The following is a 25008-nucleotide window of genomic DNA, read 5'->3' on the forward strand; positions in this document are numbered from 1 at the left end:
CCGCGGGCTGATCGCAGCCCCACTCCTTCGGGCCGCTGCGCGGCCCGGCATTCCGCAATCCTGCCCCATCCGCGCATCGGTGCGCAGGGTTGCGTTCTCTGGCAGTCATCAGCAAGAGGAGCATGGATATGAAGAGTGATCTACGCCCAACCCGGCGCGCCTGCGCCGCAGTGGCCATTGCAGCATGGGCCGCCTGCACCCTGACACCTGCCGCACAGGCACAGACGTACCCCACCAAGCCCGTTCAACTGGTCGTTCCGTTTCCACCCGGCGGGGCCGTGGACATCGTGGCCCGGCTCATCAGCAAAAAGCTGGGCGAACACCTGGGCCAGCCCATCGTGATCGAGAACAAAGGCGGCGCAGGCACCATCGTGGGAGCATCCTTCGTGGCCAATGCACCAGCCGATGGGTACACGCTGCTGATCAGCTCGGGTTCGACCTTCACGGTGAACCCGGCCCTCAACCCCAAGCTGCCCTACGACCCCGTCAAGAGCTACGAGCCCATTGGCATGGTGGCGCGGGTGCCCTTGATTTTGCTGGCCCACAAGGATGTGCCCGTGAGCAACCTGAAGCAGCTGACGGCGGCCGTCCGCGCCACCCCCGACAAGTATGTGTATGGTTCGTTCGGCAACGGCACCACCGGGCACTTTGCGGGCGAGCTGATGTGGTCGGCCCTGGGCATCAAGGTCACGCACATCCCCTACAAGGGCAGCGCCCCCGCGATGAACGATCTGATCGGCGGGCAGATTCCACTCTCGGTCGACACCGTGGCAGCGGCGCTGCCGCAGCTCAAGGGGGGCAAGATCAAGGCGATTGCGGTGACGGGTGCCACGCGTGCCACGCAATTGCCGGATGTGCCCACCGTGGCCGAAGGCGGCTACCCAGGCTTCTCGGCAGATTCATGGCTGGCCATCGTGGCGCCGCGCGGCACGCCCGCCGATGCCAAGGCCAAGCTACAAAAGGCCTTGTCTGAGACCCTGGCAGACCCCGAGGTGCGCAGCAAACTGGTGGCCAGCGGCCTGGAGCACGCCTACGAAAGCGCCGCCGCCGTGGCCGCCCGCATTGACGACGAACTGCCGCGCATGCGCGCGATTGCGCAGCGGGCCAATATCCGGGCGGAGTGAAGGACTGGGGTGCGCAGCCACCACTACGGCTGCGCACTGAGTCCCTATCTCATCAAGCCCGCAGCAACCCCGCCACCCGTTCGCGCAGCACGGCGGGCTGCACCTGGGTGGCCTCCATCGCAGGCCCCACATTCAAGCCCACGCGGTTGAACATGCCCCGGCGGAAGGGCTTCGCCATGGCGGTGCCCTGCTCCACGCGGCTGAAGAACGAGCCCCACAGGTTGGTCAGTGCCATGGGCACCACGGGGGCCTGCACACCGTCGGCCTGGGCACGCTCGATGATCTTCATGATGCCGCCCTTGAACTCTTGCAGCTCACCGTCCTTGGTGATGCCGCCTTCGGGGAAGATGGCCAGCAAATCGCCCTCGCGCAGCACCTGGGCGGCGCGGTCAAACGCGGCCTGGTAGGTGGCAGGGTCGTCCTTTTGCGACGCCACCGGGATGGCCTTGGCCAAACGGAACAGCCAGCCCAGCACCGGCACGCGGAAGATGCGGTGGTCCATCAGGAAGTAGATGGGCCGGGGGCTGGCGGCCATGAGCAGCACGGCATCGACAAAGCTCACGTGGTTGCACGCCAGGATGGCCGCGCCCGTGGTGGGAATGTGCTCATCGCCGCGCACCTTGAAGCGATAGATAAAGCGCGACAGCACCCAGGCCACAAAGCGCAGCAGGTATTCGGGCACCAGCAAAAAGATGTAGGCGGCTACCACGGCATTGGCAATGCCGGTGAACAGGAAGACTTGCGGCACCGTGAAGCCCGCGCCCAGCAAGGCCCCGGCGATGACGGAGCTGCCGATCATGAACAGCGCGTTGAGGATGTTGTTGGCCGCGATGATGCGGGCGCGGTGCGTGGGCTGGCTGCGCATCTGGATCAGGGCGTACATGGGCACGCTGTACAGCCCGGCAAACAAACTCAGCAGTGCCAAGTCCAGCAGCACGCGCCAGTGCTGGTGTTGCGCAAGAAAGGCGGCAGCGCCCATCATCTCGGCTGCGGGCAGGCTGCGGGTGGCAAAGTACAAATCCACCGCAAACACGCTCATGCCGATGGCGCCCAGGGGCACGAGGCCGATTTCGACATGGCGGCGCGACAGCACCTCGCACAGCAGCGAGCCCACGCCAATGCCCACCGAGAACACCACCAGCAGCAGCGAGGCCACTTGCTCGTTGCCGTGCAGCACCTCTTTAGCCAGGGCCGGAAACTGCGACAGGAACACAGCGCCAAAGAACCACATCCAGCTGATGCCCAGCAGCGAGCGGAACACCACCACATTGCCATGCGCCAGCTTGAGGTTGCGCCAGGTTTCGGTGAAAGGGTTCCAGTTGATGACCAAGCTGGGATCGGTGGCGGGGGCGGATGGAATGAACTGCGCCACCAAACGCCCGACCAGTGCCAGTGCGACGCAGCCCACGGCCACCGCAGTGTGGCCAATGCCAGGGATGGCCACCAGCAGGCCACCGGCCACCTGGCCCAGCAAGATGGCGACGAAGGTGCCCATCTCCACCATGCCGTTGCCGCCTGTCAATTCGCGCTCGCTCAGCACCTGGGGCATGTAGGCAAACTTGACCGGCCCGAACAGGGTGGAGTGCAGCCCCATAAGGAAGGTGCACAACAACAGCACCGGCACGTTGTTGGCCACAAAGCCCACGGCCGCCAGCGCCATGATGGCGATCTCCAGGTTCTTCACGAAACGGATCATCCGCGTCTTGTCGAACTTGTCGGTGAGCTGGCCGGAGGTGGCCGAGAACAGCAAAAACGGCAGGATGAACAGCGCACCGATCACCAGCCCCGCCATGGTCGGCGGCAGCCACGACACGCTGAGCTGGTAGGTCACCATCACCGTGAAGGCGAACTTGAACAGGTTGTCGTTGCCTGCGCCTGCAAACTGCGTCCAGAAAAAGGGCGCAAACCGGCGCTGGCGCAGCAGGGCAAACTGGTTGGGCTCTTCGTGGGCCGGGTGCGCAGGGTGCGCGGCGGGCTGCCCGTGCTGGGGGGTCATGCGGTTCTCCTCAAGGCTTTTTGTAGGGTGGTGTGCGGTGCGCACGGTGTCACTGCCCATGTTGCCCGCCATTCTGCATGGCGCGGCGTGGCACGGGCGCAGCGATATAGCGGCTGTGGTGCAGACGCGCCATGGCAAACAGCACGGGCAAGGCGGCGCCAGCGGCCAGCAGGTGCTTGAGGGTGTGGCCCGACACCCACCCGGCCGTGGCTTCGTACACGGCATGGTCGGCCAGCTCCATGGCCTTGGCGGCGGCATACCAGGCGATCACGGCACCCAGCTGCAACGCCAGCGCACCATGGCGGTGGGGCAAACATGCCAAGGCCAACACCACCAGCATGCCGCCGATTTGCACCACCGCCCAAGGCAGCAGGTTGCCCGTGTGGGCCCACACCAGCACGGCAGCCGGTGCGGCCACCAGCAGACCCAGCGCTGTGGCCAGCCCGGCGCGGGGGCTGATGCGGCCCACGACGGCCAGCCCCAGCAGCCCGGCAAACGCCACCGACATGCCCAGGCGGTCCCACAGCAGGCCCGCATCGTCCGGCTGCCAGTGGTACCAGCTAGAGCCTGCGGTGGTGACCACCAGCCCCACAAAGAACAGCGCTGCCGTGGCGCGGGTGGCCAGGCACAACCGCAGGGCGCCCAGGCGGCGCAGCCACACCAGCCCCCACACGCCCGCCACGGCAAACGGCAGGTTGCTGAGCACATCCAGCGCGCAGGGCAGGCCCCACCAGCCACGCTGGTCGGCAAAGTTGTGCTGGTGGGCACTGGCGGGCAGGTGTGGCCCCCACACGGCCAAGGCCAGCAGCACGATGGCGGCGATGAGAAATCCCCACTCGGCACGCTGCAGTGCAGGCCAGCGGCGGGTGGATGAAGGCAAGGAATGGACAGCGTTCATGGCAAGAGCCCCTTTCAGGGCGGCAACACAAGATGGAACGCAGTGTGCAAAGGCCCACAGGTTTTTCCCTCATAAAGTCGCGTGCAGGGCTACCCAAAGCACTTCGGGTATCCATAATCGATACCCAATCGCCACAACCGATGAGCCGCCCATGAGCACGACCGCCGATCTTGTTGCCGCGCTGAAAAAAGAGTTGAAGAACGCCCAGATGACCTATGCCGACCTGGCGCAGGCGCTGGGCATGGCCGAGTCCAGCGTCAAGCGCATGCTGGCCAAGGGGGACATGCCTCTGTCGCGCATCGACGCCATCTGCCGCTCCCTGGCGCTGGACTTTGCCGACCTGGCCCGGCGCGTGGCCGATGAGCAGCCGCTGCTCAAAGAGCTGACGCAAGAGCAGGAAGCCGCCGTGGTGGGCGACAAGAAGCTGCTGCTGATGGCGATTTGCGTGCTCAGCCAGTGGACGCTGGAGCAGGTGGTGGCCACCTACCGGCTCACCGAGGCCGAGGGCATCAAGTACCTGGCACAGCTCGACCGCATCGGCATCATCGAGCTGCGGCCGCTGAACCGCTACCGCCTGAAGCTGGCCAAAACCTTCCGCTGGCGCCCCCACGGGCCGGTCATGCATTACTTTCGCGACCACGCGCTGCTCAACTACTTTGCCGGGGGCTTTGACGGCCCTGGCGAAGGCGTGCTGCTGGTGCACGGCTCCATCAGCCGGGCACTGGCCCCCGCCTTCATGGAGCGCATGCAGCGCGTGGCGCAGGACTTTGCGCAGCAGCACCTGGCCGACCAAAAGCTGCCCCCGCGCGAGCTGGAGGGCTACACCGTGCTGCTGGCCATGCGCAGTTGGGAGTTTGATGTGTTTGCCAGCATGCGCCGCATGGCGGGCTGATGGCCTGATGCCTCTACACAATCACTATCAATTTAATAGCTGCCAGCGCTTTATTCATAAGCGCTACAACCCAAAATATCTCAAATATGCCCGCTACACAGCCACGCCCGCCCGTTCAGACAACGCAGGTGCCACCGGGCACGGCCATCCATGCCAGCCTGCCCGCCGCACAGTTTTACGACGCCTACCAGGTGGCCGACCCGGCCCCAGCCCGCAGCGCATTGCAGACCTGGCTGGACCTGGTCGCCCAAACACCGCGCTGGACGCAGCACTTGATGGCGACACGCAACCGACTGGTGCGCATGGTCGGACTCAAGGACCTGGGGCAGTTGCACGACAGGCACCCCACCGCAACAGGCCAACTCTCGCGGAACGCTAGCGATTACCAAGTGGGCGATCGGGTGGGCATCTTCCTCATCCGCCACCTCAGTGACACCGAGGTGGTGATGGGCCAGGACGACAAGCACCTGGACGTGCAGGTGTCCTTGCACAAATACGCCCCTGCCGGGCACGCCCCCATGGTGGTGGTCAGCTCGGTGGTGCACATCCACAACGCGCTGGGGCATGCCTACATGGCGGTGGTCAAGCCTTTTCACCGGCGCATCGTGCGGGCCATGCTGGGGCGGCTGCAGTAGCCGCGGCACATTCCGTCACAACACTTCGCACTGCGCCTACAAACGCTTGACGTACCAGCGGCACCATGAAGGCTCCGGTTCTGAGAACCTGTTCTGAAGGAGCAAACACCATGGCACACACAGCCCGCAACCCGCGCAATGCCCACCACGCACTCACGGCCGCAGCGCTGGCCTTGCTCAGCCTGTGCACCCTGGCCCCCGCACACGCGCAAAGCTCGGCGGTGGTGGTCCAGGCAGGCAACGTGCAGGTGCAATACACACAGGCACCACCGCCGCCCCGCCACGAAGCCACACCCCGCCCCCGGCGCGGCATGGCCTGGGTGCCAGGGCACTGGGAATGGCGCGGCCACCGCCACGTGTGGATGAATGGCTATTGGGTCAAAGCCCGCCCGGGCTACCACTACCGGCCGGTGCAATGGCAAGAGCGCGACGGCCGCTGGCACATGCAGCCCGGCGGGTGGGACCGCGATGGCGATGGCATCGCCAACCGCTACGACCGCGACCGGGACGGTGACGGTGTGCCCAACCGGCATGACCGCCGCCCGGACAACGGGCACCGTTATTGAATGAAATATGGAGCGAAAACCATGCACCCAGCCTTGGCAGGGCGCATGGCCGGGTCAGAACAAAGGCACAAAGCAAAGGCACAAAGGCGCGTCTTCATCCCGGCTGACCCGTTGCATGGTCAGTTCAGCCCCACCGAACTACGCAATGCAACGCAGCTCTGCGCGCCCCACCCCACCCAGCTCAGCCACCACCACGGAGCCCGGGGCCACCAGCAGGTTGCCGGTGCACGAGCCCGTGGTCACCCACTGGCCTGCGCGCAGCCCCCCCAGGCTGTGGGCGCCCTCGTTGGCCAGCCACACCAGCAGGCGCAGCGGGTCGCCCGCCGGGTTGCCCCAGGCGGCGCGCTGCACGGCCAGGGTGCCATTCACCCACAGGCCCACGGGCAGTGCCAGCGGATCTAATGCCGCCAGGTCTGCCGGGCTGGTCAGGCCGCTGCCCACCACCAGCGCGCCGTGGCTGCCCTGGTCGGCCAGGCGGCTCCACGCGCTTTGCACGCCCCAGGCGGCGTAACGGGTGTCACACACTTCAATGGCGGCGCGGGCAGAGCGCATGGCCGCCAGCACCTCTGCGCGCGAGTAGGGCTGCGCACGCGGGGGCAGGTCGGTGCCCAGTTCATAGACCAGTTCGGCCTCCACCCCGATGACCACGTTGCCGCCGCAGGACAACGCTTGCGGCTGCCCCTGGGCGCAGACCCACACCGAGTCTTGCGTGAGCGCGCCCCGGGAGGGGGGTGCATCCGGCCCAGAGGCCCCCACCTTCCAGCCCGCCACCACACCCCGCGCCTGCACCACGGCGTCTTGCACGGCGTAGGCCTGCGCGGCGTTTTGCGGCTGCAGCGCAGCGGGCAGGTCGAATGGCCGGGGGCCTTGGCCCAGGCGTGCCTGGGTCAACACGGTGGCACTGGTCAGGGCATCAAAGGGAGCGAGCGCAACAGATTCAGACGTCATTCAAAAACCTTTTAAGGGGGTTAGGGCACAAAAGTGACGAAGGCGGCAAAGGCGGCTGATCCATCAGGGCTTGGCGCCCGTGGACTGCGCCACAAAGCGGGCCACGGCCTGCATGTCTTGCTCGGTCATTTTCTCGGCAAATGAGGGCATGGCGCCAATGCCGTTGCGCAGCGCTCGCAGCACCCGCTCGGCGTTGGGCTGGATCTCGTCCAGCACAGGCCCCACCTGCCCCTGCGCGCCCGCCGCCTGCAAGGTGTGGCACACAGCGCAGGCAGGCTGCAGCGTCAAAAAGAGCTGTTTGCCACGCGCCAGCTCCGCAGGGTCTGCGGCCCAGCTGGCTCCCGCAAGGCTGGCCAGCAGCCACAAGGCACCGGCCTGGGCCACTGCGCGGCGCACTCCAACAACCACCAGCACCTCAGGCCACCACCAGCGTCACGGCGTGGTCCAGCCAGCTGGCGTTGTTGTAGCCGCCCACGTTTTCCTCGCGCTGCTCGGGCTGCACGTTGCCAGCGGCATCGGTGGCCCGGCTGGCCAGCACATGGGTGCCCGCGCCCAGACGCACCGGCAGCACAAACTGGCGCCAGGCAAAACGCCCCAGGTCCGGGCCCACGAGTTGGGCGGCTTGCCAGGTTTTGCCACCATCGACCGACACATCCACGCCCTTGACGCCACGGGTGCCGCCAAAGGCCACGCCATGCACCTGCACCAGGCCGGGCTTGAGCGCCCCGCCTTCGGGCAAGGGGCCGTTGATCCAGGACTTGACCGTCATCTCCCACACCGAGGGCTGGTCGGGGCTGGCCTTGGCGCCGGGCGGCGTCATGCGGTAGCCGTGCTGCATGATGCGCGCCTGCGACTGGGCCTCGGTGAACGCCAGGCGCCGGATGTACTTGATGTTGTTCACGCCCTGGTAGCCCGGCACGATCAGCCGCAAGGGCCCGCCGTGCGCCAGCGACAAGGGCTCGCCGTTCATCTCCCACGCCAGGATGGCGTCGTCCATTGCCTTGATGGGCACCGAGCGCTCGACCAACACGGTCAGCGGGTCTACGCCTTCGGGCAGCTTCTCGCCGCCGGTGCCCGTCACGTAGGCCATGCCCCCGGCAAGGCCACCCAGGGCTGCCACCACATTGCGCACGGGCACCCCGCTCCAGACCACGCAGCCTGCGGCACCCACCGTCCAGGGCGTGCCGCTGGGCTTGCTGGGGAAAAAGCCGCGCCCATTGCCCGAGCACTGCAGCACGGTGGCCACGGTCTCCAGCCCCAGGGTCTTGAGTTCTGCCAGGGTGAGTTCACGCGGGGTTTTCACGCCCTCCACGCGCACCGCCCAGGCATCGCGGTTGTCCAGAATGGCGGCATCGGGCGCGGGCAGGTTGTTGCGCACATACAGCTGGTTGGCGGGCGTGATCACGCTGGTGCCGAAGGCTGCGCGGCGGGTTTCAAGCGTGCTGCTGGTGTGCACGATCAGGGCATTGCCACTCTTCCAGCCCGCGTAGGCGGGCAGCGCTTTGGGGGCGGCCGCTGCAGCAGCCTGGGCACTGGCAGCGCCCGTCCAGCTGGCCAGGCCCGCAGCGCTCAAGGCGGCGGCGCTGGCAGCCAGAAGGTGGCGGCGTGGCAGGGTGGACGAAGGGTTCATGAATGCACTCCTGTGGGTGGAATAAACAATGCGCCTGCAGCTGCGAGCCGACGTGGCACCGGGGGTGCAAGAAGCTCTGGGGGCGCGCTGCCAAACGGCAAACCGGCTCCATTCTGGAGGGCATGCTAGGTTGCCGCACACCGCTCGCCCACGCACATGTAAGCAACAGAAACAGTTGCGTAACAAGCGTTGACACCGAAGCATGCCGGTGCATATTTAACAGTTAGACAACAATAAAAACGACAGATTTCCGCGCAGGCCTCGTCCGCAAGGCCCGTGCAGCCCCATGTCTGTGAATGAGGAGAGACAACCATGAGCCAGAGTGTTCGTATGCGTTGGGTGCCGTTCGTGTTGGGGCTGTACCTGCTGGCCAGCAGCGCCGCGCACGCACAGCTCACTGCCATCGTGGCGGTGGAGCCCACCGAGAAAAAAGCCGGGCATTCCATCTTGCGCAGCGCGCTGGAAGCAGGACTTTCCCAGGCTACGGGCCAGGCCGTAAAGGTGACCACCACCGAAGACCTGGCCGACGTCATGCGCGCCACGCGCAGCGCGGGGTTTGACATCTTCATTGGCCCGCCGCAGGTGGCGGCCTCAGCACTGCAGCGCGGCTACGAGCTGGTGGGTTGCTCCCAAAAGTCTGACCACTATGTGCTGGTGGGCCTGACCCAGATCGAAACCGTGGCGGCCATGAAAGGCAAGCGCTTGTACCTACCGCAGCAGGACTCGGTCTACACCTACATGGCGCGCGGCATGCTGAACGAAGCCGGGCTGTCGTTCAAAGACCTCAAGGCGGTGCGGCACGAAAAATACCCGCAGGCTGGACTGAGCGCACTGACCCTGGGCACCACCGATGCCACCGTGGTGCGCGCCGAGGAGTGGGCCTTGTGGGCCACGACCTACCCCGGTGTGGCCAAGGTGCTCGCCACATCGCGCCCCGTGCCCGGCGGCTTCAGCGCCGTGATGCGCAAGGACCTGCCCAGCGACGTGCGCAGCAAGTTGTCGCAGTGGCTCAGCACCGCATCGGCCAGCGCGGGCCTGGCACCCATTGGCCTGCGCCCCGAGGCACAGGAGTACCAGAAGGTGGCAGAGCTGGGGCTGTTCACCCCCAACGCCTTGCCCGGCGTGAAACGCATCACCGCCAAAGACGCGCTGCAGCTGCAGGCCCAGGGCGCCCTGGTGGTGGACACGCGCACCGAGAAGGAATACCGCACCAAGCGCATACGCGGTGCGGTGTGGGCGGCCTATGGCGAGAAAAGCCTAAAGGACGTGGCCTTCAATGCGGAGCAGGATGACTTCAAGGCCCTGGAGTCGCTGGACCGCACCAAACCGCTGATTTTTTCGTGCAACGGCGCGGAGTGCTGGAAGTCGTACAAAGCCGCCCGGGTGGCCGCCGACAAGGGCTTTGCCAACGTGTACTGGATGCGCGGCGGCCTGCCAGAGTGGGATGCCGAAGGGCTGCCGACCGAAGGGGGCTGAAGCGCGCAGCGGCCCGCCAGCGCAGCGCCACCGGGCCGATGGCGCACCTCAAGCGTCAGTAAAGACCGTGAGCACGCCGGTGTAGCCGTACAGGTGGTGGTGCGCGATTTCGCCACCTGCAAAAAACCCGACCAAGGGCACATCGCCCAGTGCGTGGCGCACGATGTGCAGCTCGGCACTGGGGCCGCCAAAGTGTGGGCCGCCCCGGCCGGAGCAACTCACGTAAATGGCGCCCCGGATGGTGCGCCCCGCCAGCGGCGGCGTGTCTGCCAGGCCATTGGTGCCGGGCGCTGGGGCCACCGTGCCAGCGGCATCAGCGGTGCGGGCCCCACCCTCTGCCAGCGGCGCGTGCTCGAGTTCCTCGGGCGATAGTTCTTCGCGGATTTCGGCGCAGATGCGCATCAAATCGGCCCGCGCCGCCGCCACATTGCGCTGGCAAAACGCCAGGTGCATGCCGGGCTGCACCGGCTCGGCCAGGGCCACGCCACGGCGCGAGCCATCCAGCCCCACGATGTGGCGCACCCGCGTGTCGGTGCCAAAGTGGCCGGTGCGCTGGCGCCCCATGGGCTGGGTGCCCGCATCGACCAGCCCGGCCAGCGTAGCGCGCACCCGCCGCAGCGCGGGCTGGGGGTCGCCACCGTCCAGCGTCACTTGCAGGGTGTCCAGCAGCACGTCCAGCGCGGGTTCGTGGTCCAGCTCCAGCACCACGTTGTCGTTAGCCGCGGTGATGGTGCGCAAGGCCCCCACGGGTTGGCAGCCTTGGGTCACGCGCGAGAGCAAGGGCACGCGGGGGCCAAAGGCCACGCCCGACAGGCCGCCATCAAACACCCCGCTGGCAGCGCCCTGCCCGGCCATGTTGCCGTTGCCCGCCACAGCAAACTGCACGCTGGCCGCACGGCTGGCACTCAAGCCGCCAAAGAGGTAACCCGTCTCGGTACGGCCCGCCATTTCGTGCAGCAGCTCGGCCAGCTCGGGCGTGTGCCCATCGGCGTGTACCAGCGCCGTCTGGGCCACAAAGCCGCTGGCCGGGTGGCGCGGCAGCGGCGCCACGCCAGAGAACACGCGGTATTGGTCCGCAGGCACATCGAGCAGCATGACCGACAGCGCGGGCTCGTCAAAATACTCGGCGTTGTTGGCTGACACGCCCACGCCCACGGTGCCGCTCCAGTCGGTCACCTCGGGCAGCTCGCTGGCCAGGTAGTCGAGCAGTTCACGCGAGTCGTTGGCGTAATGGTCGGTGATGTACAGCAGCCCCAGGGTGGGCGCGGCGGCATACATGGGCAGCGCCATTTGTGCACGCAGCTGCGCCAGCACCAGCGCTGCCGCCATGCGCCACTGGGGATGGGTGGCGTGGCCTGTAGGAAAGAGGGTCATAGTGCGACGACTTTAGCGCGCCAGCGGCGTCTGCGCCCAGGCGCTGGGCTTGACCACGCGCTGCTCGGGAGTTCAGCCCCGGCCGCGAGCAGCCTTTTTGGCGGCGGCTGGCTTTTTGGCGGCAGGCTTCTTCGCCGCCACTTTGGGGCTGGCCGCAGGGGCGCGGCGGGTGGGCTTGGCGGCGGCCTTGGGGGCGGCGGCGTTCCTGGCGGGTGCTTTCTTGGCCGGGGCTTTCTTGGCAGATGCCGCCTTGGCCGGTGCCTGCGCCGCACGGGCCGCTTCTTGCAGGCTGTGCACACCCTGCGCGGCCAGGTGGCTGGCCATGTCGGTGGCTTTTTTCAGCGCGTCTTTGGCAAAGTGCTGGGTGCTGTCGAGGGTGCTGCTGTGCTGGGCCGCGTCCTTGAGGGCGTGGGAAGCGATCTCCTGGAACTGGGTGGTCAGCGCGCTCCACCAGTGCAAGGGGTCCACTACGCCGGGCTTGGGGGCGTCGGGCTCTGCGGCGGCCTCTGCCGCGGGGCTGGGGACTGCGGGCGGTGGCGCAGGGGGTGCCGGGGCAGGCTCTGGCGCGGCAGGCTGCGGGGCCGGGCTGGCGGCCGCACGGGCTGCGCCGCTGAAGGTCTCGGCCGCTTTTTGCATGCCCTGCATCACCGAATCAGCCCCCTGGAACTTGAACGCATTGGCCACGTCGCCCATGCTCATGTTCATGCCCTGCAAGGTGGCCAGCGTCATCTTTTGCACTTCCAGTGCCTGGATGGTGGCGGTGAGTGCGCGGCTGTTTTGCTCCAGCCAGAACTGCACGGCTTTGAGTTCGTCAATGCGCTTTTCCAGCTCTTCCACGCTGAGGGTGGGAGCCACCCAGTTGGAGAGCTGGGGCATTTGTGGAATGCCGCTGGACGCGCCTTTAGCGAGGCTTTGCAGGAAGTCAAAGCCGGGGACAAATTTGCCAAAACCAAAGTGGGAGGTATCGCTCATGGCCGCTGCGCTTTCTGGTGGAGGATGCTCGGCAGCTTACTCCACCAGGCGGCACATGGCGATGCGTGCCGACCCCAGATTGCAGGGCCGGGTGCAAGGGCGCTCAGTGCTTGTGGGCTCCGTGCTGGTGGTCTGCCGCTGCGGGCGCCGCCGCAGCGCCGGGGGCCGTGGTGGCCACGGGCAGGTTCAGCTCCTGCTTGCTTTCGGCGCCCTTGGCGTCCTTGAAGGTGAGCGTGACGGGCACGGTGGTGTCTTTGGCCAGCGGGGCCTTCAGGTCCAGCAGCATGATGTGGTAGCCGCCGGGCTTGAGTTCGACGGTTTTGCCTGCGGGCAAATCCAGCACCGGCAGGGCACGCATCTTCATCACGTCGCCGTCCATCTTCATCTCGTGCACCTCGGCCACACCTGCGGCGGGGGACGAGGCGCCCACCAGCTTGGCGCCTTCGGGGGCCGTGAGCTTCATGAAGGCGCCGGTGCCTTTTTGGCCCTGCACGGTGGCACGGGCCCAGGCCCCTTCGACCTTGACGCTGGCGGTTTGGGCAAAAGCAGTGCCGGTCAAGGCAACGGCGCTCAACAGGCAGGCCAGGGCCACAGTGGTACGGATCAAAGACATGGAATCACTCCTAAAAAAACGAAAGACACAGAGACGATAGAAAACCAAGAGGGTGGTGCTGCCATCAATGCTGGTGGCCCGCGCCGCCCGCCTGGGGCAACACTTCCAGCAGCGCGGCTGGGGCCTTGAGGTCGTGCAGCTTCTGGCCCGCTTTGGGGACTTCAGTCCAGTCATTGCGGCCTTCGGCACACACTTGGCGCACGGGCCAGTAGATGGAACCGGCGTTGTCAGGTGTCTGGCCCACCAGCACAAATTCATCATAGTGGGCACTGGGCAGCGCGTCTTCGGCGGTCTTGGCTGTCCAGGTGATGCGTGTGGTGTCCTCCGTCACGCTGCGGCCATGGCTGGTGTAGGGCGTGGCCAGCTTGCTGCGCTGCACCTCCAGTGTCCAGCCCGGCTTGGGCTGCGGGCGTGCGCCCTTGAAGCCCTCAGGAATGTCCACCACCACCTGCCGCGTAGGCGATGCGCCGCAGCCGTGGCCGACCTTGAAGGTGGCCTTGTAGCTGGCGCCCGCCGGGGCGACCTGGTATTCGAGCACCACATGGGCCGATGCAGTGCCAAACAGGGCTGTAGCGCTTATCAAGCAAGCGCAAGCAGCTATCTTTTTCATAGCATTCGCTTTCATATTTCGACCTTTTCGTTTCAACGGTTCATTGCCTTAAAAACTGACGCTCGCCAAGGCCAGAGCCACCGCGGAACCGGCTTTGCCGGGCCGCTGGAGGCGTCCCCCTGGGGGGATGCGGCGCAGCCGCTCAGGGGGCTTACAAGTCCACTTTCAGCTCCGCCATGTAGCTGCGCTGCGGGTAGGGGTGGAAGTTCCAGAACTGGTAGTTGTTGAGGTTGTCAATGCCCACGGCGGCGCTAACCTGCTTGGTGATCTGGTAGCGCACGCGCACATCGGTGGTGAAGTAGCGGCTCGCGCCCTGGTAGGCAAAGCCGTTGGGGTCGCTGTTGTCGAGCGTGCTGTACTGCTTGCCGCTGTAGCGCGCGCCCAAGGTGTACGACCAGGTGGCGTCGGGCCGGTAGGTGGCCACCGCAGTGGCGCGCCACTCGGGGATGCGGGGCTGCCATTGGCCGACGCTGGCCGGGAACTTGTCGTTCTTGGTGATCTTGGAATCCGTCCAGGTCAGGCTGCTGCCCAGCTCCAGCCCGCGCACAAAGACGTTGGCGACCTGGTACGACAGCTCAATGCCCTTGGTACGGATGGCATCCACGTTCTGCACGTTGGTCACGTTGGGCGTGACGAGCACATTGGTTTGCGAGTACAGCGCGTCCTTGGTGCGCTCAAAAAACGCGGTCAGGCGCAGCAGGCCATTGCCCATGTCCCGCTCGGCGGTCAGCTCGGTGGTCCAGCTCTTCTCGGGTTTCAGATTGGGGTCGTTGTTGATGAGCGTGCCACTGCCGCTGATGCCGCCCTGGTACAGCTCGGCCACGGTGGGCATGCGCACGGCGCGGCCAGTGGAGGCCTTGAGCACCCACAGGTCGCTGGCCTGGTAGGCCACGGCAGCCTTGGGCGACACATAGGTTTCGTTGCGCTCGGGGTGGCTCAGCGTGGTGGTGGCGTTGCCGGTCTGGCCATTGCTGGCGCTCCAGCGCTCGGCGCGGGCGCCCAGCACGGCCTTCCACCGTGGCGCGATCTTCCAGGTGTCTTGCGCCCACAGGCCAATGAGCTGCGTGTCGCCGTTGAAGGCCTGGTTGCGGGCGCCGGCATCACCGCTGATCCAGTTCGTCGTAGCGTTTTCGATAGTGCGCAGTTGGTAGCTGTCGCGCTGCAAGCCAAAGTCCACGATGTGCGTGCCCTGCAGCCCATCGGGCCGCCAGGTGCCCTTGGCGGCCAGCGTGTTCCAGCCCGTGCCCTTGCTGTTGACGATGCGCCCTGCCCCGCCGTTCAGCGCGGCAGGCAGCGCCACGGTAGCAGCGCGCAGGGTGTCGGTCTGGTAGTCGTACAGGCTGGCGGCCACTTCCCAGTCGAACACGCCCTGTGTGCGGCTCTTGACCGACAGACCGTGCATGAAATGCGTGAGGTCTTCGTTGGAGACGTTGAAGTCGGTGGGGGTGAGCGCAAACGAGCGGCCATTGATGTTGACCGTGCCGCTGTAGACCGCATTGCCATTGGCATCGCGCAGGTAGCTGGTGGGGCGGCCTTCGGATTCGTTGTGCCACCAGCCAAAGGTGTAGGCGGCGCGCACGGTGGGCGAAAAATCGTAGGCGATCTTGGCCTTGATGTGGTCTTGCTGCGTGTGGTACTGCGTGGCCGTGCCCAGCAGGTACCAGGGCTGGTTGCTGCGGTTGTTGCCCAGCACTGCCCCCGTCACCGGCGTGCCCGCATTGCCCACGGTCCCCGCAGACACGAGGCGCGTGGGGAAGGTGAGCGGCTGGCCTTCGCTGTCGGTCTTGTTGAAGTTCAGGAACCACGACCAGTCGTCATTTTTGTTGCCCACCGAGGCGCTCACCTGCTTGCCGCCGTAGGTGCCGTTGGTGTTGTACAGGTCAAAGGGCTGGTGCTGATAGCTGACCTGCCCGTGCGCCTCGAACTTTGTCGGCATGCGCGTGGCGTAGTCCACCACCGCACCCACCGAGTTGCCTGCGTAGGCGGCCGAAAACGGGCCGTAGAGCACGTCCACGCGCTCAATTTCTTCCGGCGTGACCAGCATCCAGCGTGGCGCGTTAGTGGGGCCGTTGCCCAGGTAGTTGCTCAGCAAAATGCCATCGGCAAACACCATGGACCGCGCCGGGTTGCCCGTGCCCGAGGCGCGGGTGGACAGCACGGCGTGGTTGTAGTCGCCGATGTAGCGCTTGCGCACCAGCAGACTGGGCAGGTACTTGAGGGCGTCTTCGCTGTCGGTGGCGTTGATCGCATGCTCGATCTGCTCGCGCGTGACGCCCTCGATGGTGGTGGGGATCTGCGTGGGCAGCGAGGTGGGCTGCCCGCCGGTGATGGTGACCACACCCAGTTCCTTGACGGGGGCATGGCTGGTGGTGGTGTCAGCGGTCTGGGCGAATACGGGCACGGCCACGATGACCGGCAAGGCAAGGACGATGGGAAAGGCACTGGTCACGGCCAGCGCCATGCGGCTTTTGCGCATGGGAACTCCTGATAACAAGCCAAATAGGCCGCTAGCGCTTATCAATCAAGCGCAAACAGCTATCAAATAAATAGCAAATCAGGAGAACGCAGGGGGCCCGCGCGGCGGCAGCGGCGCGGCGGTGCGCGCAGCAATGTGCGCGGCAGGAATCGGGCGCAACGCCTGCGCCAGGGGATGGACCACAGGCAGCTGGGCCTGCGCGGTGGGCGGCGGTGCGCCGACATGCGCGCACAGGGGGCAGTCCAGCGTGTGGCTGGGCATTTCCTTGGCGCCATCGTCGGTCTTGACCAAGAGCTTGATCGCGCCCGAGCCCGAGCAGATCAACTCCATCGCCTGAGGGTTGACCAGTGGCGACGCCACCGCAACGCCGATCGACAAAACAAACCACGCCAGCACAAGGCGGGCGAGCCAGCGGAGGCTGCGAATGGTTTGCATAACGCGCATTGTAGAAGCGCATCCCGCAAAACCCTTGATCGGCGTCATGCGATGGCTTCACCACGTGGCTGGCACACCAGCCATCGCACAGCCAGGTGCGGGCCTGTTCAGAGCTTGACCTCTGTCAACGCATCGCGCATCAGACCGGCGCACCATGAAAGCGTTCAGAGCAGCAAAGAAAACTCGACAAAGCGGTTCTGGCGAGGCGCCGTGTCACACGCAGTACGGTATGTGCGGCAGGACGCAGCAGCAACGCCGAAAGAGTTTTGTGAGCCGTTCCCCATCACTTGCAGGAGTTGACCGCATGGACAAGACACAAGCCACTTCGTACCGCAAACAACTGCTGGAACAGCAAGCGGGCATTCAAGCCCAGTTGGCCCAGCAACGCGGCGAGGCCACGGGCCGGGTAGAGGCCGCTGCTGAGCATTTCACGCAGGCAGAAGACTCCCGAGCCCAGGTCGCTTCGGAGCGCACGCTGGAATTTGCCCTGGAAGACCGAGAGGCAGAGCACCTCAATGCCATCGCCGCCGCCCTTGCCCGCATCGACGCAGGCACCTATGGCGAGTGTGCCGACTGCGGCCAGGACATTGCCGCCGCCCGCCTCAACGCCACCCCAGAGGTTGCGCGCTGCGTGCACTGTCAGGAGGCCATTGAGGCCCACCACAGGCCGGGCCACTAGGCCGCAGCACACCCACCGCACAGGCGTTATTCGATCACCCGTTTCCCTTTTTTCTTCACTTCAAGAAAGTAGACCCATGAGCACTTTTCACGCTGTTGTCTGGATGGACCATTCCGAAGCCCATGTCGTCATGTTTGACCGCGAACATGTGCAAGCGCAACGCATCAAATCCCGCAGCCACCACAAGCACCAGGGCAAGGGCGACGACGCCAGCGCCTTCTTTACCGATGTGGCGCAGGCCCTGCACGGCTCGCACGAAGTTCTGCTTTGCGGCCCCGGCTTGGCGCGCAACCAGTTCCGCGACTGGTGCAGCAAACACAGCGCCGCCGTAGCGGCCTCCGTGGTCGATTCGGTGGCTGCAGACCACCCCAGCGACGCCCAACTGGTCGCCATGGCGCGCCAGTATTTCAAGAAGTTTGACAACATGGCGGCAGACCCGTCTATGGCCTGATTCGACCCCAAGCCAAGGGCGACCACGGCTGCGCAAGGCCTGGGGCAATCCCAGGCCTTCTTTTCTGAGCCACCGCAACGGCAGCGCGACCTTCGCGCGCCTCCACTCAGGGCTCTGCGCTCAGCGGCGAGGGGCCAGCGGCAAGGACCCCAAGGCAAACACCGAATTGGGAATTTGCAACCGCGCCATCAAAGGGCGGGCCACCGGAGCAATCCCAGAGGTTTTCCGCAAGGTCTTTGCCTCAGGCTCAGGGGCAGTCACCACGCCCTGCGCTTGCGCTTGCTCCATCAGGTCCTTGAGCGAGACCGATTGCAGATATTCCAGCACGCGGGCATTGAAAGACACCCACAGCTCGCCAGTCATGGCCTTGAGCTGCGCCACCTGGGGGGCGGTCAGGGGCTGGTAGTCGTCCACGTCCATGTTCTCCACCGCCAGAATGATCTCGGCCACGGCAATCTGCTCGGCACGGCGCGCCAGGGCGTAGCCGCCGCCTGGGCCACGGGTGCTTTCCACCAGGCCGGCACGGCGCAACGCGCTGAACAATTGCTCCAGGTACGACAGCGACGTGCCTTGACGCTGGCTGATCGTCGTCAGCGACACCGGCTTCATCCTCTGATGCAAAGCCAGATCCGTCATGGCCGATACAGCGACTTTTCCTCGGGTCGTAATACGCATGGCAACTCCTTGTGAACACCCATCTGTGAAACGACTGGCAAGGCTCTCATCGCCTTGCCAGAAACCCACTGTAGTGCGTTCAACACTTCGCGTATATTCGTTTTATTGATAAAAACACTTCGATTTTTGCGATCAATAAAGCGACACCATGAACTTCAAACACCTCCGATACTTCTGGACAGCCGCCAAGGCCGGTGGCGTTATGCGCGCGGGGGAACAATTGCACACCACCCCCCAAACGCTGTCCGGGCAGATCAATCAACTGGAAGAATGGCTGGGGCATGAGCTGTTTCGCAAACGCGGCCGGGGCTTGGAGCTGACCAACGAGGGGCGCATTGCCTTGGGCTATGCGGAACAGATTTTTGCGCTGAGCGATGAGTTGGAAAAGTCCATTCGCCTGCCCCGGGGGCACTCTAAACCTCTGGAGTTCAAGGTGGGCGTGGCAGATTCGGTCGCAAAATCCGTCGCTTACCACCTGCTGGAGCCCGCGCTGGGCATGAAGGAGCAGGTGCACATGACCTGCCACGAAGGCAAATTCCCCGAGCTGCTCGCCCAGCTCAGCATCCATCGGCTGGACCTGCTGCTGGCCGATGAACCAGCCTCCAAGAAAATTGGGGTCAAGGCCTTCAACCATGCACTGGGGTCGTCCAGCATGAGTTTCTTCTGCGCACCAGCACTCAAAAACGAGCTGCAGGGGCCATTTCCACAGTGTCTGCATGGCGCCCCCATGCTCATCCAGGGGCCGCAATCTTCAGTGCGGCAGCAATTGGATCACTGGCTGAACAAGCACCACCTGCAGCCACGCATCGTGGGCGAGTTTGACGATAGCGCGCTCATGAATGCTTTTGGGCGGGAAGGACGGGGCATCTTCACGTCACCGACGGTGCTGGAACAAGAGACCCAGACTCAATTTGGCGTGGAAGCCATTGGCCGCTCCAGCGAATTGGTGGAGGAGTTTTTTGCGATTTCTGTGGAGCGCCGCATCAGCCACCCCTGCGTCGTGGCCATCACGGAGTCCGCCAGGTCAGACCTGTTTGGCCACTGAACGCAGGCAAACACTCCATTTTTCAGCGAAGACGCCACTCCGAGAGTGCCGCACTGACGCGAGTCCTGGCGCCCCATTCAAAGCCCCGCAAAGGACGGCTCGGGCGACCGCTCAGCAGCGCGCCATCTTGGGCTGCGGCACACTGACTCTCTAAACTGCTATTGCAACCCATCGAAAGATGGACCACGACCGACGCCTTTACAAACGGGCAAAAAAAAGCCCTCTAAAAGAGGGCTTTTTGATACGGCTTACGCCATGTTTGGTTGCGCGAGAAGGATTTGAACCTCCGACCTTTGGGTTATGAGCCCAACGAGCTACCAGACTGCTCCATCGCGCGGTAGATTTAAATTATACCCTATTATTCGGCTGCTGCCGAAGAATTTTCAGTTTCTGCAGCGCGGTCCACCAATTCAACCAGGGCCATAGGCGCATTGTCACCCACGCGGAAGCCCATCTTCAGAATGCGTGTGTAGCCACCTGGACGCGCGTTGAAGCGGGGGCCCAGGTCGTTGAACAGCTTGGTAACACTGTCACGGTCGCGCAGGCGGTTGAAGGCCAGGCGGCGATTAGCAACGGTGTCAACCTTGGCCAGGGTGATCATGGGCTCAATCACGCGGCGCAGTTCCTTGGCCTTAGGCACCGTGGTCTTGATGGCCTCGTGCTCGATGATCGAGTTCATCATGTTTTGCAGCATCGCAAGGCGGTGCGAGCTGGTGCGATTGAGTTTGCGAAGGCCGTGTCCGTGGCGCATGGTGCTTTCCTTTTTACTTTGATTAAATCAGGCAGCCGTATCAGGTACTGCCCAATGCACTGTTCCCGAAAAGGGGAAACCGAAATTATAACTTAACGCTTGTCCAAGCCAGCTGGCGGCCAGTTTTCAAGCTTCATGCCCAAAGTGAGGCCACGGGAAGCCAGAACTTCCTTGATCTCATTGAGCGATTTGCGACCCAGGTTAGGCGTCTTGAGCAACTCGTTCTCGGTGCGCTGAATCAGGTCACCGATGTAATAGATGTTCTCAGCCTTCAGGCAGTTGGCGGAACGCACGGTCAATTCCAGCTCGTCCACAGGGCGCAGCAGGATAGGATCGAACGTAGCACCACCGCGTGGGCCCGAAGGTGTTTCAAAAGCGGTCAACTCGCCGCCTTCCAACTGTGCAAACACTGCCAGTTGTTCCACCAAAATTTTGGCAGACGCACGCACCGCATCTTCCGCAGTGATGGCGCCGTTGGTTTCAATTTCAACCACCAGCTTGTCCAGATCGGTGCGCTGCTCTACACGGGCGCTTTCCACGGTGTAGCTGACGCGCTTGACTGGAGAGAAAGACGCATCCAGAACAATGCGACCGATGGATTTGGTTGCTTCGTCGGCATAACGACGCATGCTGCCGGGCACATAACCACGGCCCTTTTCCACCTTGATCTGCATGTCCAGCTTGCCGCCTTGCGACAGATGTGCAATCACATGATCAGGGTTGACGATTTCCACGTCATGGGGCGTCTGAATGTCACGGGCAGTCACCACGCCTTCACCATCCTTGCGCAGGCTCAGTGTGACTTCATCGCGGTTGTGGAGCTTGAAGACCACGCCCTTCAGGTTCAAGAGAATGTTCACCACATCTTCTTGCACACCGTCAATCGACGAGTACTCGTGAAGCACGCCAGCAATGGTCACTTCAGTCGCTGCGTAACCCACCATAGACGAAAGCAGAACGCGTCGAATGGCATTGCCCAGCGTATGGCCATAGCCACGCTCGAACGGCTCCAAAGCCACCTTGGCACGATTGTGGCCAAGCTGCTCAACATTGATCGCCTTGGGTTTCAGCAAATTGGTTTGCATTCAGACTTCCTCTCAATACCCCCAGCTCGTTACACCGGTAAGGCTGGTGAAGCGCCTAAACCGCGATGCCTCGCGGTTTAGGAACGGTTTACTCGAAAAATTAGTTCGAGTGATTAGCGCGAGTACAACTCAACGATCAGCGATTCGTTGATGTCTGCACCGAACTCATCACGATCAGGCACCTTCTTGAAGACGCCTTCTGCCTTGTCGGCATTCACATCGACCCACGCTGGCATGCCTACTTGGGCGGCCAGTTGCAGAGCTTCAGTGATACGGGATTGCTTCTTGGATTTTTCACGCACAGCAACCACATCACCCACCTTCACAAGGTACGAAGGGATGTTGACCGATTGGCCGTTCACCGTGATCGCCTTGTGCGACACCAGCTGACGGGCTTCTGCACGCGTGGAGCCGAAGCCCATGCGATACACGACGTTGTCCAGACGGGACTCCAACAGGAACAGCAGGTTCGCGCCAGTGTTGCCCTTCTTGCCGTCAGCAGCTTCAAAGTAGCGGCGGAATTGCTTTTCCAGAATGCCGTACATGCGCTTGACTTTTTGCTTTTCGCGCAGTTGCAGACCGTAGTCGGAAGTACGGGCACCGGAAGTGCGGCCGTGCTGACCAGGCTTGGAGTCGAACTTGGACTTGTCAGCGATCGAACGACGAGCGCTCTTCAGGAACAGGTCCGTGCCTTCACGGCGGGAGAGTTTGGCCTTGGGGCCGAGGTAACGTGCCACTTGAGCTTCCTTTTATGTCATCTACCGCAAACCATTGCGGGAGCCACCTGGAGCGCTTTCGCGTCTACAGGTGGCGGTGGGCTTGGGAAAATTAGATACGGCGGCGCTTTTGAGGGCGGCAGCCATTGTGCGGCACAGGCGTCACATCGGAAATCGATGTGATGCGAATACCCAGGGCGCCCAGAGCGCGCACAGAAGATTCACGACCAGGACCAGGACCCTTGATTTCAACATCCAGGTTCTTGATGCCTTGGTCAATGGCTGCACGACCTGCCACTTCGGAAGCTACCTGAGCAGCAAACGGAGTGGACTTGCGGGAGCCCTTGAAACCTTGACCACCAGACGAAGCCCAAGACAATGCATTGCCTTGGCGATCGGTGATGGTGATGATCGTGTTGTTGAAGGATGCATGCACGTGAGCGATGCCATCCGAAACGTTCTTGCGAACCTTCTTGCGAACGCGTTGAGCTGCGTTATTGGCAGGAGACTTAGCCATAATGATCTTTCAATCTCTTTATTTCTTCAGTGCAGCTGCACCCTTGCGCGGACCCTTGCGAGTACGGGCGTTGGTACGCGTACGCTGACCACGCATCGGCAAACCACGACGATGGCGGAAACCACGGTAGCAGCCAATGTCCATCAAGCGCTTGATGTTCATGGTGGTTTCGCGGCGCAGATCACCTTCAATGGTGAACTGCTCGATTTGCTCGCGAATTTTTTCCAGGTCGCCGTCCGTCAGATCTTTGATCTTCTTGGAGTAAGCGATGCCAGTTGCTTCGCAAATCTTGCGAGCGCGGGTGCGACCAATACCAAAAATGGAGGTCAGACCGATTTCCGCATGCTTGTGGGGCGGAATATTGATGCCAGCGATACGTGCCATATGCGTCCTCTAATACTTTCCAATCAACCCTGGCGCTGCTTGTGACGCAGATCCGTGCAGATCACGCGCACCACACCTTTGCGGCGGATGATCTTGCAGTTGCGGCAGATTTTTTTGACCGAAGCCGAAACTCTCATTGCATTCTCCTAAAACTTTTCCATCCGTCCCGGCTATTCTGCACGGAACACAATGCGTGCCCGCGAAAATTCGTGGGGCGCTCACTTAACTTATTCGTGCCAATCAATGACCACTTGATAGTGGTCATTGCGGCACCTTAACCACCACTGCCACCCTTGAAGTTTGCCTTCTTGAGCAGAGACTCGTACTGCTGCGACATCATGTAGTTTTGAACCTGGGCCATGAAGTCCATGGTCACCACCACAATGATCAACAGAGAAGTACCGCCGAAATAAAACGGCACGTTGTACTTGAGAATCAAAAACTCCGGCAGCAAACACACAAAGGTGATGTAGACGGCACCGGCAAGAGTCAAGCGAACGAGAATCTTGTCAATGTAGCGGGCAGTCTGCTCACCAGGGCGAATGCCAGGAATAAAGGCACCGCTCTTTTTCAGGTTGTCTGCAGTTTCACGGCTGTTGAAAACCAGCGCTGTGTAAAAGAAGCAGAAGAAAACAATGGCAGCGGCGTAGAACATCACATAGATGGGCTGACCAGGGGTCAGAGCACCAGAGATATCCTTCAACCAGCGCATTGAATCACCAGCACTGAACCAGTTCACCACTGTCGCAGGCAACAGAATGATCGACGATGCAAAGATCGGCGGAATCACACCAGCCATGTTCAACTTCAGGGGCAAATGCGAAGCCTGACCACCGTAAACCTTGTTTCCAACCTGACGGCGGGCATAGTTCACGAGGATCTTGCGCTGCCCTCGTTCAACGAACACAACAAAGTATGTTACCAGACCAACCACCAACACGATAAAAATCGCAGCAGGGGCGGACATTGCACCAGTACCAACCAGTTCCAGCAAACCACCGATAGAGCTGGGAAGCCCCGCAGCGATGCCAGCGAAGATCAGTATCGAGATACCGTTCCCCAAGCCACGCTCGGTAATTTGTTCACCCAACCACATCAAAAACATGGTGCCTGCAGTCAAACTGACCACCGCTGTCATGCGGAAACCAAAACCAGGGCTGAGAACCAGACCAGCAGAGCTTTCCAACGCTACAGCAATACCGAACGACTGAAACAGAGCCAGCCCCAAGGTACCCGCACGGGTGTATTGGGTAATTTTCCGGCGACCCGCTTCGCCTTCCTTCTTCAATTGCTCAAAGGTAGGAATGACGTAGGTCATCAGCTGCAGGATGATCGATGCCGAAATGTACGGCATGATCCCCAGAGCGAAGACCGTGAAACGAGACAGAGCACCACCCGAGAACATGTTGAACAGGTTCAGGATGCCGCCCTGTTGTCCGCTGAACAATTGCTGAAGTTGGGCTGGATCGATGCCTGGCACAGGGATATGGGCCCCGATGCGATACACGACCAGCGCAAGCAACAGAAAAACCAGACGGCGACGGAGATCGCCGAACTTGCCGGTCTTTGCAATTTGAGCTGCGCTAGTTGCCACAGATGCCTTCCTTGAGGAACGCTATCAGGCTACAGAGCCACCAGCAGCTTCAATCGCTGCCTTGGCACCAGCCGTTGCGCCCACACCCGTCAGCTTGACAGCCTTGGTCAAAGAACCGCTCTTGATGACCTTGACCACCTTGGCCAGTTCACCGATCAGACCGGCTTGCTTCAGAGCCAAAACGTCGACTTCAGGCAGACCCAACTGGTCCAGAGCAGACAGCGTGACTTCTGCGTTGAACTTCAGCAAATGGGACTTGAAACCGCGCTTGGGCAGACGGCGTTGCAAAGGCATTTGACCGCCTTCAAAACCCACTTTGTGGTAGCCACCCGAACGGGACTTCTGACCTTTGTGACCACGGCCAGCGGTCTTGCCCAGGCCGGAGCCGATGCCACGGCCTACACGGCGCTTGGCATGCTTGGCGCCGTCTGCGGGCTTGATGCTATTGAGTTCCATGATCGATCTC

General features: G+C 63.1%; 28 protein-coding genes and 1 tRNA gene. 8 read left to right on the top strand and 21 right to left on the bottom strand.

Annotation, left to right across the window (positions count from 1 at the left end):
- Positions 1–128: 128 nt before the first annotated feature.
- Complete coding sequence (locus tag CLU86_RS15205) at positions 129–1124, top strand: tripartite tricarboxylate transporter substrate binding protein (protein WP_099742202.1); 996 nt, start codon at positions 129–131, stop codon at positions 1122–1124.
- Positions 1125–1176: 52 nt separating this feature from the next.
- On the opposite strand, the gene CLU86_RS15210 is transcribed toward CLU86_RS15205, so the two are convergent.
- Positions 1177–3120: an MFS transporter gene (locus tag CLU86_RS15210; RefSeq protein ID WP_099743602.1), complete on the bottom strand. Its 1944-nt coding sequence runs from the start codon at positions 3118–3120 to the stop codon at positions 1177–1179.
- 49 nt (positions 3121–3169) lie between these two features.
- Positions 3170–4018: a hypothetical protein gene (locus tag CLU86_RS15215; protein WP_199175130.1), complete on the bottom strand. Its 849-nt coding sequence runs from the start codon at positions 4016–4018 to the stop codon at positions 3170–3172.
- 151 nt (positions 4019–4169) lie between these two features.
- Here CLU86_RS15215 and CLU86_RS15220 point away from each other — a divergent pair, with 151 nt between their 5' ends.
- The 3 genes from CLU86_RS15220 (at position 4170) to CLU86_RS15230 (ending at position 6111) form a co-directional block, all read left to right on the top strand.
- The gene (locus CLU86_RS15220) at positions 4170–4910 is read left to right on the top strand and encodes a helix-turn-helix transcriptional regulator (protein ID WP_099742203.1); all 741 of its coding nucleotides are present in this window, start codon (positions 4170–4172) and stop codon (positions 4908–4910) included.
- Between the two features lie 86 nt (positions 4911–4996).
- Entirely contained in the window at positions 4997–5545 is a 549-nt protein-coding gene (locus CLU86_RS15225) for a DUF2867 domain-containing protein (protein WP_099742204.1), read from the top strand.
- A gap of 110 nt (positions 5546–5655) precedes the next feature.
- Positions 5656–6111, top strand: coding sequence for a YXWGXW repeat-containing protein (locus CLU86_RS15230; RefSeq protein WP_099742205.1), 456 nt, complete (start codon positions 5656–5658; stop codon positions 6109–6111).
- Positions 6112–6249: 138 nt separating this feature from the next.
- Here CLU86_RS15230 and CLU86_RS15235 read toward each other — a convergent pair whose 3' ends face one another.
- The 3 genes from CLU86_RS15235 to CLU86_RS15245 form a co-directional block, all read right to left on the bottom strand.
- Positions 6250–7059 (bottom strand): 2-keto-4-pentenoate hydratase, encoded by an 810-nt coding sequence (locus CLU86_RS15235; protein ID WP_099742206.1) that lies wholly within the window; start codon positions 7057–7059, stop codon positions 6250–6252.
- 63 nt (positions 7060–7122) lie between these two features.
- A complete protein-coding gene (locus tag CLU86_RS15240) occupies positions 7123–7473 on the bottom strand; it encodes a cytochrome c (protein ID WP_369803825.1) in 351 nt (116 codons plus the stop codon).
- Position 7474: 1 nt separating this feature from the next.
- Positions 7475–8689 (bottom strand): sulfite oxidase, encoded by a 1215-nt coding sequence (locus CLU86_RS15245; protein WP_099742207.1) that lies wholly within the window; start codon positions 8687–8689, stop codon positions 7475–7477.
- Between the two features lie 312 nt (positions 8690–9001).
- Between CLU86_RS15245 and CLU86_RS15250 the strand changes: the two genes are divergently transcribed.
- Positions 9002–10165 carry a PhnD/SsuA/transferrin family substrate-binding protein gene (locus tag CLU86_RS15250; protein ID WP_199175131.1) on the top strand — a complete coding sequence of 388 codons (1164 nt, stop codon included), beginning with the start codon at positions 9002–9004 and terminating at the stop codon, positions 10163–10165.
- A gap of 48 nt (positions 10166–10213) precedes the next feature.
- Here the strand turns inward: CLU86_RS15250 and CLU86_RS15255 are convergent, their stop codons facing one another.
- From CLU86_RS15255 to CLU86_RS15280, 6 genes are all read right to left on the bottom strand, one after another.
- Positions 10214–11539: an FIST N-terminal domain-containing protein gene (locus tag CLU86_RS15255; RefSeq protein WP_099742209.1), complete on the bottom strand. Its 1326-nt coding sequence runs from the start codon at positions 11537–11539 to the stop codon at positions 10214–10216.
- Positions 11540–11611: 72 nt separating this feature from the next.
- Complete coding sequence (locus CLU86_RS15260; protein WP_099742210.1) at positions 11612–12511, bottom strand: PhaM family polyhydroxyalkanoate granule multifunctional regulatory protein; 900 nt, start codon at positions 12509–12511, stop codon at positions 11612–11614.
- A 103-nt stretch (positions 12512–12614) separates the two neighbouring features.
- Entirely contained in the window at positions 12615–13124 is a 510-nt protein-coding gene (locus tag CLU86_RS15265) for a copper chaperone PCu(A)C (RefSeq protein ID WP_099742211.1), read from the bottom strand.
- 64 nt (positions 13125–13188) lie between these two features.
- Complete coding sequence (locus CLU86_RS15270; protein ID WP_233195041.1) at positions 13189–13734, bottom strand: YcnI family protein; 546 nt, start codon at positions 13732–13734, stop codon at positions 13189–13191.
- 151 nt (positions 13735–13885) lie between these two features.
- Positions 13886–16210 carry a TonB-dependent receptor gene (locus CLU86_RS15275; protein WP_099742213.1) on the bottom strand — a complete coding sequence of 775 codons (2325 nt, stop codon included), beginning with the start codon at positions 16208–16210 and terminating at the stop codon, positions 13886–13888.
- A gap of 78 nt (positions 16211–16288) precedes the next feature.
- Positions 16289–16654 carry a DUF2946 family protein gene (locus CLU86_RS15280; RefSeq protein WP_099742214.1) on the bottom strand — a complete coding sequence of 122 codons (366 nt, stop codon included), beginning with the start codon at positions 16652–16654 and terminating at the stop codon, positions 16289–16291.
- 295 nt (positions 16655–16949) lie between these two features.
- Here CLU86_RS15280 and CLU86_RS15285 point away from each other — a divergent pair, with 295 nt between their 5' ends.
- A complete protein-coding gene (locus CLU86_RS15285) occupies positions 16950–17324 on the top strand; it encodes a TraR/DksA family transcriptional regulator (RefSeq protein ID WP_099742215.1) in 375 nt (124 codons plus the stop codon).
- Positions 17325–17400: 76 nt separating this feature from the next.
- Positions 17401–17775, top strand: a complete 375-nt coding sequence (locus tag CLU86_RS15290; protein WP_099742216.1) for a hypothetical protein — start codon at positions 17401–17403, stop codon at positions 17773–17775.
- A 120-nt stretch (positions 17776–17895) separates the two neighbouring features.
- On the opposite strand, the gene CLU86_RS15295 is transcribed toward CLU86_RS15290, so the two are convergent.
- Positions 17896–18450: an Rrf2 family transcriptional regulator gene (locus CLU86_RS15295; protein WP_099656874.1), complete on the bottom strand. Its 555-nt coding sequence runs from the start codon at positions 18448–18450 to the stop codon at positions 17896–17898.
- Between the two features lie 148 nt (positions 18451–18598).
- On the opposite strand from CLU86_RS15295, the gene nhaR reads away from it, so the two are divergent.
- Entirely contained in the window at positions 18599–19495 is an 897-nt protein-coding gene (gene nhaR / locus CLU86_RS15300; RefSeq protein ID WP_099656875.1) for a transcriptional activator NhaR, read from the top strand.
- Between the two features lie 260 nt (positions 19496–19755).
- Here the strand turns inward: nhaR and CLU86_RS15305 are convergent.
- The 9 genes from CLU86_RS15305 to rplO form a co-directional block, all read right to left on the bottom strand.
- Positions 19756–19832 (bottom strand) — tRNA-Met (locus CLU86_RS15305).
- Positions 19833–19853: 21 nt separating this feature from the next.
- Positions 19854–20246 carry a 50S ribosomal protein L17 gene (gene rplQ / locus CLU86_RS15310; RefSeq protein ID WP_099656876.1) on the bottom strand — a complete coding sequence of 131 codons (393 nt, stop codon included), beginning with the start codon at positions 20244–20246 and terminating at the stop codon, positions 19854–19856.
- Between the two features lie 92 nt (positions 20247–20338).
- Positions 20339–21331: a DNA-directed RNA polymerase subunit alpha gene (gene rpoA / locus CLU86_RS15315; protein ID WP_099656877.1), complete on the bottom strand. Its 993-nt coding sequence runs from the start codon at positions 21329–21331 to the stop codon at positions 20339–20341.
- A 113-nt stretch (positions 21332–21444) separates the two neighbouring features.
- Positions 21445–22068, bottom strand: coding sequence for a 30S ribosomal protein S4 (gene rpsD, locus CLU86_RS15320; RefSeq protein WP_099656878.1), 624 nt, complete (start codon positions 22066–22068; stop codon positions 21445–21447).
- Between the two features lie 91 nt (positions 22069–22159).
- Positions 22160–22564: a 30S ribosomal protein S11 gene (gene rpsK / locus CLU86_RS15325; protein WP_005793662.1), complete on the bottom strand. Its 405-nt coding sequence runs from the start codon at positions 22562–22564 to the stop codon at positions 22160–22162.
- Positions 22565–22582: 18 nt separating this feature from the next.
- The gene (rpsM, locus tag CLU86_RS15330) at positions 22583–22948 is read right to left on the bottom strand and encodes a 30S ribosomal protein S13 (protein ID WP_099656879.1); all 366 of its coding nucleotides are present in this window, start codon (positions 22946–22948) and stop codon (positions 22583–22585) included.
- A 23-nt stretch (positions 22949–22971) separates the two neighbouring features.
- On the bottom strand, positions 22972–23085 hold the full coding sequence (gene rpmJ / locus CLU86_RS15335; protein WP_005793651.1) for a 50S ribosomal protein L36: 114 nt from the start codon (positions 23083–23085) through the stop codon (positions 22972–22974).
- Positions 23086–23222: 137 nt separating this feature from the next.
- Complete coding sequence (gene secY / locus CLU86_RS15340) at positions 23223–24542, bottom strand: preprotein translocase subunit SecY (RefSeq protein WP_099656880.1); 1320 nt, start codon at positions 24540–24542, stop codon at positions 23223–23225.
- A gap of 24 nt (positions 24543–24566) precedes the next feature.
- Complete coding sequence (gene rplO / locus CLU86_RS15345; protein WP_099656881.1) at positions 24567–24998, bottom strand: 50S ribosomal protein L15; 432 nt, start codon at positions 24996–24998, stop codon at positions 24567–24569.
- Positions 24999–25008: the final 10 nt, after the last annotated feature.

Source organism: Acidovorax sp. 62 (genome assembly GCF_002754495.1).
In the GTDB taxonomy this organism is placed as follows: domain Bacteria; phylum Pseudomonadota; class Gammaproteobacteria; order Burkholderiales; family Burkholderiaceae_C; genus Acidovorax.

Bases quoted from the DNA above. Each gene is read 5' to 3' on its own strand.
- CLU86_RS15225 (WP_099742204.1), top strand. From the start codon at position 4,997: ATGCCCGCTACACAGCCACGCCCGCCCGTTCAGACAACGCAGGTGCCA.
- CLU86_RS15290 (WP_099742216.1), top strand. From the start codon at position 17,401: ATGAGCACTTTTCACGCTGTTGTCTGGATGGACCATTCCGAAGCCCAT.
- rpsM (WP_099656879.1), bottom strand. From the start codon at position 22,948: ATGGCACGTATCGCTGGCATCAATATTCCGCCCCACAAGCATGCGGAA.
- CLU86_RS15275 (WP_099742213.1), bottom strand. From the start codon at position 16,210: ATGCGCAAAAGCCGCATGGCGCTGGCCGTGACCAGTGCCTTTCCCATC.
- CLU86_RS15260 (WP_099742210.1), bottom strand. From the start codon at position 12,511: ATGAGCGATACCTCCCACTTTGGTTTTGGCAAATTTGTCCCCGGCTTT.
- CLU86_RS15205 (WP_099742202.1), top strand. From the start codon at position 129: ATGAAGAGTGATCTACGCCCAACCCGGCGCGCCTGCGCCGCAGTGGCC.
- nhaR (WP_099656875.1), top strand. From the start codon at position 18,599: ATGAACTTCAAACACCTCCGATACTTCTGGACAGCCGCCAAGGCCGGT.
- rpsK (WP_005793662.1), bottom strand. From the start codon at position 22,564: ATGGCTAAGTCTCCTGCCAATAACGCAGCTCAACGCGTTCGCAAGAAG.
- CLU86_RS15250 (WP_199175131.1), top strand. From the start codon at position 9,002: ATGAGCCAGAGTGTTCGTATGCGTTGGGTGCCGTTCGTGTTGGGGCTG.
- CLU86_RS15215 (WP_199175130.1), bottom strand. From the start codon at position 4,018: ATGAACGCTGTCCATTCCTTGCCTTCATCCACCCGCCGCTGGCCTGCA.
- rplO (WP_099656881.1), bottom strand. From the start codon at position 24,998: ATGGAACTCAATAGCATCAAGCCCGCAGACGGCGCCAAGCATGCCAAG.
- rplQ (WP_099656876.1), bottom strand. From the start codon at position 20,246: ATGCGCCACGGACACGGCCTTCGCAAACTCAATCGCACCAGCTCGCAC.
- CLU86_RS15220 (WP_099742203.1), top strand. From the start codon at position 4,170: ATGAGCACGACCGCCGATCTTGTTGCCGCGCTGAAAAAAGAGTTGAAG.
- rpmJ (WP_005793651.1), bottom strand. From the start codon at position 23,085: ATGAGAGTTTCGGCTTCGGTCAAAAAAATCTGCCGCAACTGCAAGATC.
- CLU86_RS15295 (WP_099656874.1), bottom strand. From the start codon at position 18,450: ATGCGTATTACGACCCGAGGAAAAGTCGCTGTATCGGCCATGACGGAT.
- CLU86_RS15235 (WP_099742206.1), bottom strand. From the start codon at position 7,059: ATGACGTCTGAATCTGTTGCGCTCGCTCCCTTTGATGCCCTGACCAGT.
- CLU86_RS15270 (WP_233195041.1), bottom strand. From the start codon at position 13,734: ATGAAAAAGATAGCTGCTTGCGCTTGCTTGATAAGCGCTACAGCCCTG.
- CLU86_RS15230 (WP_099742205.1), top strand. From the start codon at position 5,656: ATGGCACACACAGCCCGCAACCCGCGCAATGCCCACCACGCACTCACG.
- CLU86_RS15280 (WP_099742214.1), bottom strand. From the start codon at position 16,654: ATGCGCGTTATGCAAACCATTCGCAGCCTCCGCTGGCTCGCCCGCCTT.
- CLU86_RS15285 (WP_099742215.1), top strand. From the start codon at position 16,950: ATGGACAAGACACAAGCCACTTCGTACCGCAAACAACTGCTGGAACAG.
- CLU86_RS15210 (WP_099743602.1), bottom strand. From the start codon at position 3,120: ATGACCCCCCAGCACGGGCAGCCCGCCGCGCACCCTGCGCACCCGGCC.
- CLU86_RS15265 (WP_099742211.1), bottom strand. From the start codon at position 13,124: ATGTCTTTGATCCGTACCACTGTGGCCCTGGCCTGCCTGTTGAGCGCC.
- CLU86_RS15255 (WP_099742209.1), bottom strand. From the start codon at position 11,539: ATGACCCTCTTTCCTACAGGCCACGCCACCCATCCCCAGTGGCGCATG.
- CLU86_RS15245 (WP_099742207.1), bottom strand. From the start codon at position 8,689: ATGAACCCTTCGTCCACCCTGCCACGCCGCCACCTTCTGGCTGCCAGC.
- rpoA (WP_099656877.1), bottom strand. From the start codon at position 21,331: ATGCAAACCAATTTGCTGAAACCCAAGGCGATCAATGTTGAGCAGCTT.